15 protein-coding genes and 1 pseudogene are annotated in these 12,099 nt (G+C 39.7%); 7 read left to right on the top strand and 9 right to left on the bottom strand.

Annotation, left to right across the window (positions count from 1 at the left end; genetic code table 11):
* Positions 1-128: 128 nt before the first annotated feature.
* From PCY12_RS00430 to PCY12_RS00420, 3 genes and pseudogenes are all read right to left on the bottom strand, one after another.
* Positions 129-344 carry a hypothetical protein gene (locus PCY12_RS00430; RefSeq protein WP_301351067.1) on the bottom strand — a complete coding sequence of 72 codons (216 nt, stop codon included), beginning with the start codon at positions 342-344 and terminating at the stop codon, positions 129-131.
* 30 nt (positions 345-374) lie between these two features.
* Positions 375-584, bottom strand: a complete 210-nt coding sequence (locus PCY12_RS00425) for a CPCC family cysteine-rich protein (protein ID WP_141230917.1) — start codon at positions 582-584, stop codon at positions 375-377.
* Between the two features lie 202 nt (positions 585-786).
* Positions 787-984, bottom strand: a pseudogene (locus PCY12_RS00420) (CPCC family cysteine-rich protein); the annotation flags it as partial.
* 441 nt (positions 985-1,425) lie between these two features.
* On the opposite strand from PCY12_RS00420, the gene PCY12_RS00415 reads away from it, so the two are divergent.
* From PCY12_RS00415 to PCY12_RS00400, 4 genes are read left to right on the top strand one after another with little or no spacing between them, the layout of a single operon-like run.
* Positions 1,426-1,956, top strand: a complete 531-nt coding sequence (locus tag PCY12_RS00415; protein ID WP_033677505.1) for a YutD family protein — start codon at positions 1,426-1,428, stop codon at positions 1,954-1,956.
* Between the two features lie 20 nt (positions 1,957-1,976).
* Entirely contained in the window at positions 1,977-3,062 is a 1,086-nt protein-coding gene (rlmN, locus tag PCY12_RS00410; RefSeq protein WP_000804760.1) for a 23S rRNA (adenine(2503)-C(2))-methyltransferase RlmN, read from the top strand.
* Positions 3,062-3,544: a VanZ family protein gene (locus PCY12_RS00405; RefSeq protein ID WP_301351066.1), complete on the top strand. Its 483-nt coding sequence runs from the start codon at positions 3,062-3,064 to the stop codon at positions 3,542-3,544. Before rlmN ends, PCY12_RS00405 begins: the two co-directional genes overlap by 1 nt.
* A gap of 1 nt (position 3,545) precedes the next feature.
* Positions 3,546-5,087 carry an ABC-F family ATP-binding cassette domain-containing protein gene (locus PCY12_RS00400; protein ID WP_301351065.1) on the top strand — a complete coding sequence of 514 codons (1,542 nt, stop codon included), beginning with the start codon at positions 3,546-3,548 and terminating at the stop codon, positions 5,085-5,087.
* 54 nt (positions 5,088-5,141) lie between these two features.
* Here the strand turns inward: PCY12_RS00400 and PCY12_RS00395 are convergent, their stop codons facing one another.
* Entirely contained in the window at positions 5,142-5,945 is an 804-nt protein-coding gene (locus PCY12_RS00395; protein ID WP_301351064.1) for a peptidylprolyl isomerase, read from the bottom strand.
* 108 nt (positions 5,946-6,053) lie between these two features.
* Positions 6,054-6,518 (bottom strand): hypothetical protein, encoded by a 465-nt coding sequence (locus PCY12_RS00390; RefSeq protein ID WP_301351063.1) that lies wholly within the window; start codon positions 6,516-6,518, stop codon positions 6,054-6,056.
* Between the two features lie 352 nt (positions 6,519-6,870).
* On the opposite strand from PCY12_RS00390, the gene rpsP reads away from it, so the two are divergent.
* A complete protein-coding gene (rpsP, locus tag PCY12_RS00385; protein WP_000268760.1) occupies positions 6,871-7,143 on the top strand; it encodes a 30S ribosomal protein S16 in 273 nt (90 codons plus the stop codon).
* Positions 7,144-7,162: 19 nt separating this feature from the next.
* Positions 7,163-7,402, top strand: a complete 240-nt coding sequence (gene kphA / locus PCY12_RS00380) for an RNA-binding protein KphA (RefSeq protein ID WP_301351062.1) — start codon at positions 7,163-7,165, stop codon at positions 7,400-7,402.
* 146 nt (positions 7,403-7,548) lie between these two features.
* On the opposite strand, the gene PCY12_RS00375 is transcribed toward kphA, so the two are convergent.
* The 4 genes from PCY12_RS00375 to PCY12_RS00360 are packed head-to-tail and all read right to left on the bottom strand — an operon-like array spanning position 7,549 to position 10,546.
* Positions 7,549-8,787 carry an NAD(P)H-dependent oxidoreductase gene (locus PCY12_RS00375; protein WP_301351061.1) on the bottom strand — a complete coding sequence of 413 codons (1,239 nt, stop codon included), beginning with the start codon at positions 8,785-8,787 and terminating at the stop codon, positions 7,549-7,551.
* Between the two features lie 18 nt (positions 8,788-8,805).
* Positions 8,806-9,411 carry an NADPH-dependent FMN reductase gene (locus PCY12_RS00370; protein WP_301351060.1) on the bottom strand — a complete coding sequence of 202 codons (606 nt, stop codon included), beginning with the start codon at positions 9,409-9,411 and terminating at the stop codon, positions 8,806-8,808.
* Positions 9,412-9,470: 59 nt separating this feature from the next.
* Positions 9,471-10,394, bottom strand: a complete 924-nt coding sequence (locus tag PCY12_RS00365; RefSeq protein WP_301351059.1) for an FAD:protein FMN transferase — start codon at positions 10,392-10,394, stop codon at positions 9,471-9,473.
* Positions 10,364-10,546: a hypothetical protein gene (locus tag PCY12_RS00360; RefSeq protein WP_301351257.1), complete on the bottom strand. Its 183-nt coding sequence runs from the start codon at positions 10,544-10,546 to the stop codon at positions 10,364-10,366. The genes PCY12_RS00365 and PCY12_RS00360 overlap by 31 nt, the downstream gene beginning before the upstream one ends.
* A gap of 142 nt (positions 10,547-10,688) precedes the next feature.
* Here PCY12_RS00360 and nox point away from each other — a divergent pair, with 142 nt between their 5' ends.
* Positions 10,689-12,068 carry a H2O-forming NADH oxidase gene (gene nox, locus PCY12_RS00355; protein ID WP_301351058.1) on the top strand — a complete coding sequence of 460 codons (1,380 nt, stop codon included), beginning with the start codon at positions 10,689-10,691 and terminating at the stop codon, positions 12,066-12,068.
* Positions 12,069-12,099: the final 31 nt, after the last annotated feature.

Genomic DNA, 12,099 nt, shown 5'->3' with positions numbered 1-12,099 from the left:
TAATGAAGATATGAAGGATAGAGGTTGAGAATCTGTCACCAACGCGCCACTTATAAGTGGGTCGAGAAATGCAGGAGCCTCGACAGTCCTGCCTATCCTTGCAAATAAATCAGCCCTTAGAAACGAATCTAAGGGTTTTTTGACTGGTTGATTTTATCAGTAATTTCAATTTCCTTGATTTCATCTTCAAAGAGTTTTGTCCATCTGGTTCCAGAATTAACGGATAACCCATCAAATTCTTCATCGTGGACATCTTTGTCTTCGTAAAGAGCTACACCTTTAAATATCTGGCCATCAATATCGGTGATTCTGACAACCTTGTTATTAAATTTTCTAAGTTCCATCAGTCTCTCCTTTCGTGGTACTATAGTCTGTTATATTATTGGAATTCCCTTAACATACGCTTCTTTGGCTTCAGCTAGAGTCATTTCATTAGGACCGCCATCTATATTAGTTTCTCCTGTATTTTGCCACTGACAGACGTCGCAGATATCATACACTGCTGTAACAGTACCACATACTGGACAATGGACATATTCGCTACCGTTAATAATGATTAAATTCTCTTTTCCAGTCTTATTCATTTAAGGTTACTCCCAACACTATACAAATATATTAGCTATCTCTATACACTACTTTTTCAATATCATTGATTGTAATTGTTATGGTATCCCAGTCTTTCGGGGAGTCTCCTATGTCAGCAATAAAAGTATCTTCACTTAACTTTTCGACAATTGTCGCCGTTTGACCGTTTTTTAATAACACTGTATCAAATTCTAGAATTTTTACGATTTTTCTCCTTGCGTAGGCTTCTTTGGCTTCGGCTAGAGTCATTTTATTTGGGCCACCGTCAATATTTATAATACCAGTATTATGCCAACGACATATATCACAGATATCATAGTCCATAACTTCAGTTCCGCAAACAGGGCAATGAAGCCATAGAAAACCATCAATTTCCCAAGTCTCTTTTGATTTATCCATATCAATCCCTCTTTCTCTATTCATTGATTGTAATTGTAATGGTATCTCAATTTTTCGGTGAACCGTCAATATCAATTTATCTTTCCATCATTATACTGCATTTCGAGGGGGATTGCTAATAATTGAGTGTGTATTCCAGATGTGGTATGATAGTATTATCAGATAATAAAAAAGCACGTTTGATCGTGCTAGTTTCTTGCCTGCTGAACTCATCGATTGATTGCCCTTTTGTGGGGCTTTTTTTGTGGACTTTTTTAAGAACTTTTATAGTCTTTTAAAAAGTCCTAAATACCTGCTATTTTTTAAGATTTAATAGTATAAACGCTTTAGGTATTTTAATGAAGACTAAAAGTTTATCGTTTCTATTTTTATGAGAAACGTGCTAACTGCTAGAAATTATGGTAGAATAAAGTATTAAGTAATCGTGAAAAAAGGATATCTATGCGAAAAGAAATTGCACCTGAATTATACAACTATAACAAGTTTCCTGGTCCTGAGTTTCATTTACACGGGGACAAGGTTGAAACGGAAGGGATAGCTTTTTCCTTGGTGGAAAACATCAAGGATGCCTTCGATGTGACGGCTTTTAATCAGCGTTTTTCAGAAGTCTTAACCAAGTTTGATTATATCGTGGGAGACTGGAGCAACGAACAGCTTCGTCTACGAGGTTTTTATAAGGATGATCGAACAGAAGAAAAACTTGAAAAAATCAGTCGTTTACAAGACTACCTTTTAGAGTATTGTAGTTATGGTTGTGCCTATTTTGTCTTAGAAAATGAAGCCCCTAAGCGAGCATCATTTGACAAGAAAATGCGTAAGAAGGAAGAAGAAACACCTTCTAAAAAAGGAAAGAAACCGACTCAAACCAAACGAAAACCGAATGCAGATAAGAAAAATAGACGTCGTCAGAAAGACCAGCATTCTCAGAAAGAGGACAAGGGACAACGTCATTTTGTCATTCGTCAGAAGTGAGTAGAGAATAAGGAGTAGAAATGAAACCGTCAATTTATAGTTTAACACGTCAAACCATGCAGGAATGGGTTTTGGAGCAGGGAGAAAAGAAATTCCGTGCAGATCAAATTTGGGAATGGCTTTACCGTAAACGTGTCCAGTCATTTGAAGAGATGACCAATCTTTCCAAGGATTTGATTGCTAAGCTTAATGACCAGTTTGTGGTCAATCCCTTGAAACAACGTATTGTGCAAGAGTCTGCTGATGGGACAGTTAAATATCTGTTTGAATTGCCAGATGGAATGCTGATTGAGACAGTACTCATGCGTCAACACTATGGTTTGTCAGTCTGTGTGACCACTCAGGTTGGCTGTAATATCGGTTGTACCTTCTGTGCCTCTGGTTTGATCAAGAAGCAACGTGACCTCAATAATGGGGAAATTGTAGCGCAAATCATGCTGGTTCAGAAATACTTTGATGAGCGTGGACAGGATGAACGCGTCAGCCATATCGTTGTCATGGGAATTGGTGAACCATTTGATAACTACAACAATGTCTTAAATTTCGTTCGTACTATCAACGATGACAAGGGAATGGCTATCGGTGCTCGTCACATTACGGTTTCAACCTCAGGTTTGGCTCATAAAATTCGTGATTTTGCTAATGAAGGGGTTCAGGTCAATCTTGCCGTTTCTCTTCACGCACCTAACAATGAGTTGCGTTCAAGTATCATGAAAATTAACCGTGCCTTTCCTATTGAAAAACTCTTTGCAGCTATTGAGTACTATATCGAAACAACTAATCGCCGTGTGACCTTTGAATACATCATGCTCAATGAAGTCAATGACGGTGTAGAACAAGCCTTGGAATTGGCTGAATTGCTCAAGAACATCAAGAAATTGTCTTATGTAAACTTGATTCCTTACAATCCAGTTAGTGAGCATGACCAATATAGCCGTAGTCCTAAAGAGCGCGTCCTGGCCTTCTATGATACGCTTAAGAAAAAAGGGGTTAACTGTGTGGTTCGTCAAGAGCACGGAACAGATATTGATGCAGCTTGTGGACAATTGCGTTCCAATACAATGAAACGTGACCGCCAGAAAGCAGTCGCAGCAGTCAATCCTTAATGATGAAGAAGAGTTATAATCATGTTTTGGTCTGGGGAGTCATTTTCTATAGCATTTGTATTGTCTATTTTTGCTTTACTCCTCAAGAACAATCTCCAGTGGGAGTGGAAACTCCAGGTATTCAGCATCTTGGACGCCTGGTTTTTCTTTTGACTCCTTTCAATTCTCTCTGGAAACTGGGCCAAGTGAGTGACATTGGACAATTATCTTGGATTTTTCTACAAAATATCCTCAATGTCTTCTTGCTTTTTCCTTTGGTGTTTCAACTCCTTTATCTCCTTCCAAACTTGCGGAAAACAAAAAAGGTCCTTCTTTTTAGTTTTCTAGTGAGTTTTGAAATTGAGTGTACGCAGTTAGTCTTGGACTTTTTCTTTGATTTTAATCGCGTCTTTGAAATTGATGATTTGTGGACCAATACCTTGGGTGGCTATCTGGCTTGGCTCCTCTATAAACGATTACATAAAAACAAGATAAGGAATTAAAATGAGTATTTTAGAAGTTAAAAATCTGAGTCACGGTTTTGGTGACCGTGCAATTTTTGAAGATGTGTCCTTCCGTCTCCTCAAGGGAGAACATATCGGTCTGGTCGGTGCCAATGGTGAAGGAAAATCAACCTTTATGAGTATCGTGACTGGTAAAATGCTGCCAGACGAAGGAAAGGTAGAGTGGTCCAAATATGTGACTGCCGGTTACTTGGATCAGCACTCTGTCCTTGCTGAAGGGCAGTCGGTGCGTGATATTCTCCGTACGGCTTTTGATGAGCTTTTCAAAGCAGAAGCCCGTATCAATGACCTTTATATGGAAATGGCTGAAGACGGTGCGGATGTTGATGCTCTCATGGAAGAAGTGGGCGAACTTCAAGACCGTTTGGAGAGTCGTGATTTCTATACCTTGGATGCTAAGATTGACGAAGTAGCGCGTGCTCTTGGTGTTATGGACTTTGGCATGGATACAGATGTAACCTCTTTGTCAGGTGGGCAAAGAACCAAGGTGCTTTTGGCAAAACTTCTCCTTGAAAAACCCGATATCTTGCTGTTGGACGAGCCGACCAACTACTTGGATGCTGAGCATATTGACTGGCTCAAGCGCTATCTCCAAAACTATGAGAATGCCTTTGTCCTCATTTCGCACGATATTCCATTCCTAAATGATGTTATCAATATCGTCTATCATGTGGAAAATCAACAGTTGACGCGTTATTCTGGTGATTACTACCAGTTCCAAGAAGTCTATGCTATGAAGAAATCTCAGCTAGAGGCTGCCTATGAACGTCAACAAAAAGAAATTGCAGACCTTAAGGACTTCGTCGCACGAAACAAAGCGCGTGTTGCAACACGAAACATGGCCATGTCTCGTCAGAAGAAATTGGATAAGATGGATATTATCGAGCTGCAAAGTGAGAAACCAAAACCATCCTTTGATTTTAAACCAGCTCGTACACCAGGTCGCTTTATCTTTCAAGCCAAGGATTTGCAAATTGGTTATGATCGTCCTCTGACAAAGCCTTTAAATCTTACCTTTGAACGCAATCAAAAGGTTGCTATTATCGGGGCAAATGGTATCGGGAAAACAACTCTCTTGAAGAGTCTCTTGGGAATTATCCCGCCAATCGCTGGGGAAGTGGAACGCGGTGACTACCTAGAACTCGGTTATTTTGAACAGGAAGTAGAAGGAGGTAATCGCCAAACTCCTCTTGAAGCTGTCTGGAATGCCTTTCCAGCCCTCAACCAAGCAGAAGTCCGTGCAGCCCTTGCCCGTTGTGGCCTGACAACCAAGCATATCGAAAGCCAGATTCAGGTCTTGTCAGGTGGGGAACAAGCCAAGGTTCGTTTCTGTCTCTTGATGAATCGTGAAAACAACGTTTTAGTGCTGGACGAGCCGACCAACCACTTGGATGTGGATGCCAAGGATGAACTCAAACGTGCTCTCAAAGAATACAAGGGATCTATCCTTATGGTCTGCCACGAACCAGACTTCTATGAAGGCTGGATGGACCAAATCTGGGATTTTAACAAGCTAACTTAAGAATGAGAGTAAAAGAAATACAGTACCGAATGGGGATACTGTATTTTTTTGTTTTTAAGATTTAAAATCGTAGTCTTTCACCACTTCGATGCTATCGATTGTGATAGCAGTCGTTGGTTTGTCTTTTTCATCTTTTTCGGCTTTAGCGATTTTATCTACAACATCCATACCCTTGATAACCTGACCAAAGACAGGGTGTTTTCCATCAAGACTAGGATTTCCACCTTCTTTATAGGCTTCGATGATTTTTTTAGGATATTTGCTTGTAGGAAGTTTGGCAGAAATATCAGTTGTATTTTGGTTGATAAAGAATTGACTACCGTTGGAATTTGGTTGACCAGTATTGGCCATTGAAAGTGAACCACGGATATTATAAAGATAAGGAGAAATCTCGTTTTTAAAACCAGTTCCCTTGTCTTTTGTCTTGTCTTTATCGTGCCAGATAGATTGGCCACCTGTGCCATCACCCTTAGGATCTCCAGTTTGAACCATAAAGCCATCGATAACACGGTGGAAGGTGATACCATTGTAATACCCTTCCTTGGCATGAGTGAGGAAGTTTTCAACCGCTAGAGGAGCCAGTTTAGGGAAGAGTTTAATGCGAATATCACCTTGACTCGTGTGGAGAATCACTTCGGCTTCATCTTCAGCAAGTTCCTTAGATAGTTGTGGGAAATTGGCGTTTTCGTTTGTCAAAGCATCATTTAACTCCTTGGCAGATTGGGCTGCTGCTTTGGAGCTTTCCTCAGCGGCCAAGCTAGAATCTACATAGTCATCACCACGCAGACTACGTTGGATGTTGCCACATCCAGCTAGGGCTACAGTGGATAGTAAAAGAAGGGTTGCTAGTTTTTTCATTCTGTTCCTCTCAAAAATTCATTTCTACCATTGTACCCTAAAAGGAAGTGGATTTCAAATGTTAGTGACAAGACAATTTTAGAGAAAATCAACTAAAAAATCACTTGATTAGAGATTTTTCTTTGGATGACGGTCGATAATTTCCTGGTACTGTTCCAGTATCTGCTCCCCCTTTGGAGTCAATTTGTAGCCACGAATCGAAAAGTGACTAGCTAATTCTTCTTCTGAGAAGTGGTCATGGAGAGTTTGATCCAGATCTGCAGCCTTCATCTTAGATAGTCCTCTAATTCCCTTGCTTTTCAAAATATTCTTTTTCATTGTAGCATTCAGATGATCAAGTGAATCAAAAGCTGTTTCAATGACAGCATAACCTTTTACTACCAGAGCTTTTAGGTGTTTAGGGGCATCAATGCCATAAGTGTACTCGAAGTATTTAGGAAACCAGGTTTCGGTGGTAAAAGTTCCAAACTGGATTCTCCAGAGTAGGATAATATCTCCTGCTAGTGAATCATCTGCTAATAAGTCCATATTTCGTTTGGGAACGGGCTTGGGATTTAGGAGCCAAGTATCCAAATCTCGTTCAGTCGATATGAAGGGTTTGAGTTGATGGTCTTTATAAAATGTTTCTAATACTCTTCGAAAATCAAATTCAAACTACGTCAGCTTTGCCTTGCCGTACTCAAGTACAGCCTGCGGCTAGCTTCCTAGTTTGCTCTTTGATTTTCATTGAGTATAAAATAGTATTCACTGATAGCCTCTTTCAAACATTTATTTCCTACTTCTAACAAATTTCTAAATGGTTTAAGAATTTTATGGTCTGTCAAGTTTTTTTCTTGACACCTGTCAGAAATCTGCTATAATAGAACATGTGCTAAATAGCTCAGCTATTTCACCGAAATAAAAAATAAGAAAAGAGACTTTAAAAATGGCAGTTAAAATCCGTTTGACTCGTATGGGTTCTAAGAAAAAACCTTTCTACCGTATCAACGTAGCAGATTCACGTTCACCACGTGACGGACGTTTCATCGAAACAGTTGGAACTTACAACCCACTTGTTGCTGAAAACCAAGTAACTTTGAAAGAAGACCGCGTTCTTGCATGGTTGGCTGATGGAGCTCAACCTTCAGATACAGTACGTAACATCCTTTCAAAAGAAGGCGTATTGAAAAAATTCCACGATTCTAAATTCTCAAAATAAGTTTAAAGTAGGTTGACAGATGGATACGATTGAAAATCTCATTATTGCGATTGTGAAACCCTTAATTTCACAACCAGATGCCTTAACTATCAAGATTGAAGATACACCAGAATTTTTGGAATATCATTTGAATCTTGATCAAAGTGATGTGGGTCGTGTAATCGGTCGTAAGGGTCGCACTATTTCTGCGATAAGAACGATTGTCTACTCTGTCCCAGCTGAATACAAAAAAGTAAGAATCGTTATTGACGAAAAATAAGAAGGGCGGGACGGAAGTCCAATGTCATTAAGTTAGTAAACTAACTATTTGAATAGGAGATAGGATTGAGGTCATCAAAGTGATTCTCTATCCTATCTCCTATTTTTTCGCTAAAAAAGGAACCAAAATGGTTCCTAAAACTATTATTAGTTACTTGCGCCAGATGTAGCGTCTGCGCCACCACCATGGCCTCCAGCATCACCTGCATCAGAAGCTCCAGATGTGGCGTCTGCTCCGCCATGTCCTCCAGCAGGAGCTGCAGCATTTCCACCAACTAGGCGTTGACCAGTTGTATTGAGGTACCAGTCAAGCCATGGTTGGAAATTAAAGATAATCTCATTAATTCCAGCATATGAACCATCTGGATAGTACATTGCTTGGTAATTATGGGTATTAATAACACCTTCAGGTGTTCCTGGCACAATTGTACGGACATATTCTTGATCTCCGTTACGTAATACACCGACAACCCATTCAACGTTTTTCATTCTAGAATCTGGCAATGAACCGTGTACAGTTCCTAAACGGTTTCCTGATTGAGCACGTACACGTTTACCAAACATTGTATTTGGATCTTGGTGTGCGTTATTAAAGTACAAGAATTGGTTATTATCATCTGCAAATGTCAACTCAAATGGCATTGCTTTCAAGAACATGTCAATTTGGTTAACTGTCAAGATACCGTGGTCTAATTTAACGTAAGTATCTCCAGAAACAGCTCCAACAAGCTCAGCTGCTTTTTCTACCCATTCAGGATCATCAGGGTCAACACCTTGAATGGTAGTTGCAATTGGATTTGTACAATATAAATCTTCTGGTGCAATTGGTTTTGGTTTTTTCAATTTTGAAACGACTCCCACATATTTTACAAAGTTGTCTAAACATGTTTCAAGGAAATTAACAGTTCCTTCATTTGTGATATTGCCCTCTGCGTCAAATGCTTCTTTGGCTTTACCAAGAAGGAATTCGTTACCTGGAAGCGTATAGGCATTAACACCTGGAGCGTCAAGAATCTTACGAAGGTGAACTTGGGCACGAGAAGTACCTTGGTCGTAGTAAGAAGCTCCCACAATCATGACTGGTTTGTTTTCAAATGGATGAACCTCGTATGAAAGCCATTCAAGAACAGATTTTAGGGAAGCTGAGATTGTGTGGTTGTGCTCAGGAGTAGCGATAATGACACCATCAGCACGAGTAATTCTGTTATACAAGAGACGCAATTGGAAGCTTTCGTCCCATTTTTCGTCTTGGTTAAACATTGGAACTTCATCAATTTCGAGGACTTCTAATTCAAATTTGAGTTTGAAGTGACGACGGATGAATTCCAAGAGTTTACGGTTATATGATTGATCGTAGTTTGATCCTACAAGTCCAACAAATTTCATTCTTTTTGGTCTCCTATCTTACAAATTTTCCCAGTCAAAGTCTTCAGCATCTTTGCGAAGTAGGGCTTGTGCGTTGCGCAATTTTTCTGTAATTTTTACAAAGATACGGAAGTCGTCAAAAGTGGCATCCAGTTTTTTAATAACATCAAGATCCACTAGATCTCCACTTGGGGTGAAGGCTTGAAGAGAATGTGAAAGCAAGAATTCATCTGGAAGGACACTTGCTTTGATTTCTGGAGCATTCAAGATTTGGCGAAGTTGCATTTGAGCACGTGATGAACCGAGTGTACCGTAAGAAGCACCTGTAATCATGATTGGTTTGTTCAAAAGTGGGTAAATACCATAAGACAACCAAGCAAGAGCGCTCATCAAAACAGCTGGGATAGAGTGGTCGTACTCAGGAGTACCGATAATAACGCCATCTGCTTCTTCAATTTTAGCAGCAATTTCCAATATTTCAGCAGGTACTTGCTTGTCAGCTGGCTTGTTAAAGACAGGGATATCCTTGATTTCAACAAGTTCAATTTCAGCTTTGTCAGCAAAGTGTTTTTGCATGTATTGAAGCAATTGACGGTTTGTAGAACATTTTGAATTTGTTCCAACAATAGCAATAAGTTTTAACATGAGATTTCCTTTCTCTTTTTACATAATACGATTTTAAAACTCTACTGAAACATCTATTTCTATAGAGTAGGAATTCCTGAAGAACAGCTTAGGTGACCTTCCTTATCGATGAGGATAGCTTCGATGCCCTTCAAACTTTCGACTTGCCAGAGGATAGAAGCTGGTCTTTCTCCAAATAGACGAGTTGTCCAGATTTCACCATCGACTGATTTATCAGAGATGATTGTTAGACTTGCTAGTTCCGTTTCAACAGGATATCCTGTTTGACTGTCAAAAATATGATGGTAATCTTGTCCATCGACGGTCAGGTGACGTTCATAAATGCCTGAAGTCACGACAGATTTATTGACAACAGGGATGGTCATTAAGTGATTTCCCCTCGGATTTGCTGGGTCTTGAATTCCGATTTGCCAAGGCTGATTTCCTCTTGCCTGATTTTTTCCAATGGTTAGGATATTCCCTCCCAGATTGATTAAGGCAGATGTCACTCCCTCTTCTCTCAGAAATTGAGCAACCTTATCCGCACTGTATCCTTTGGCTAAACAACCAAGATCGATCTTCATTCCTTTCTGTTTCAAGAACACAGTGGAAGCAGAAGAATCTAACTCGATATCATGAGGATTGATTAGAGGCAGCACCGCTTCAATTTCTTGAGGCTGGGCGACCTTGGCATCTGAAAAACCGATACGCCAGGTTTGAATTAAGGGACCAATACTGATGTTGAGATGGCTAGAGGGCGCTAAGCTATGCCCTAACCCAAGTGAAATCAGTTCAAACAGGTCTGGATGAACTTTGACTGGAGCTATTCCAGCTTGATGATTGATTTCCATCAACTCAGATTCCTGACTATTGGCATTGAAGCGGTATTCGAGCTCTTTGAGCAAGTCAAAGGATTTTTGGAGCAAGCTATCGGCTCGCTCATCTACTAATGAAATAGTGATAGTAGTCCCCATTAGCCGTTCGGAATGTGAACGAAGAGGCAAGCTACCAACTCCTTTCTCTTATAGAAAATAAGTTGTAATATCAAATAATTATCTAAATTGAAGCCCTTACATTTTATTTTCATGTTATTAGAATACCATAAAGTTAGAATTTTAACAAATAAAATTTGGAAAAAGTCAAGAAATATGCTCATAAAATTCATGAGGCTTGCAAACAGGACAAATGGGGAATTATTTTTGATAAAAAATGCTGAAATAATAGGAAACCCCTTGTAAACGCTAACAGTAAATGGTATACTAGTAAGGTAAATTTAGAATGAAGGCAGGAAATTTTTTATGAGTAAAATCGTTGTAGTTGGTGCTAACCACGCTGGTACAGCATGTATCAATACCATGTTGGATAATTTTGGAAATGAGAACGAAATCGTTGTATTTGACCAAAACTCTAATATCTCTTTCCTAGGCTGTGGCATGGCCCTTTGGATTGGGGAACAAATCGACGGTGCTGAAGGCTTGTTCTATTCTGATAAAGAAAAATTGGAAGCTAAAGGTGCTAAGGTTTACATGAACTCACCAGTTCTTTCAATCGACTATGATAACAAAGTTGTTACAGCAGAAGTTGAAGGAAAAGAGCACAAAGAATCATACGAAAAATTGATTTTCGCTACAGGCTCTACACCAATCTTGCCACCAATCGAAGGTGTTGAAATTGTTAAAGGAAACCGCGAATTTAAAGCAACACTTGAAAATGTACAGTTCGTTAAATTGTACCAAAACGCTGAAGAAGTGATTCACAAATTGGCTGACAAGAGCCAACACCTTGACCGTATTGCCGTTGTTGGTGGTGGTTACATCGGTGTTGAACTTGCTGAAGCCTTTGAACGTCTTGGAAAAGAAGTTGTCCTTGTTGATATCGTAGATACTGTCTTGAATGGTTACTATGACAAAGACTTCACTCAAATGATGGCAAAAAACTTGGAAGATCACAACATTCGCTTGGCTCTTGGTCAAACTGTTAAAGCAATCGAGGGTGACGGTAAAGTTGAACGCTTGATTACTGACAAAGAAAGCTTTGACGTGGATATGGTTGTTCTTGCAGTCGGTTTCCGTCCAAACACAGCTCTTGCTGATGGTAAGATTGAACTATTCCGCAACGGTGCCTTCCTTGTAGACAAGAAACAAGAAACATCAATTCCAGGAGTTTATGCAGTAGGTGACTGTGCAACTGTTTATGATAATGCTCGTAAAGATACAAGCTACATCGCTCTTGCTTCAAATGCTGTTCGTACTGGTATCGTTGGTGCATATAACGCATGTGGACATGAATTGGAAGGAATCGGTGTTCAAGGTTCGAACGGTATCTCTATCTACGGTCTTCACATGGTTTCAACTGGTTTGACACTTGAGAAAGCGAAAGCAGCAGGTTACAATGCAACTGAAACAGGCTTTAACGATCTTCAAAAACCAGAATTTATGAAGCATGACAACCATGAAGTTGCCATCAAGATTGTCTTTGACAAAGATAGCCGAGAAATTCTTGGTGCCCAAATGGTTTCACGCGATTCTGCAATCAGCATGGGGATCCACATGTTCTCACTTGCTATCCAAGAGCATGTAACAATTGATAAATTGGCCTTGACAGACCTCTTCTTCTTGCCACACTTCAACAAACCTTACAACTACATCACAATGGCTGCCCTTACAGCTGAAAAATAAAAATGAATGAGCTATCTGGCCTTAAGTTAAG

Source organism: Streptococcus sp. SPS1 (assembly GCF_030439915.1).
Lineage (GTDB): Bacteria > Bacillota > Bacilli > Lactobacillales > Streptococcaceae > Streptococcus.
This window is presented reverse-complemented; position numbering and strand designations above follow the sequence as displayed.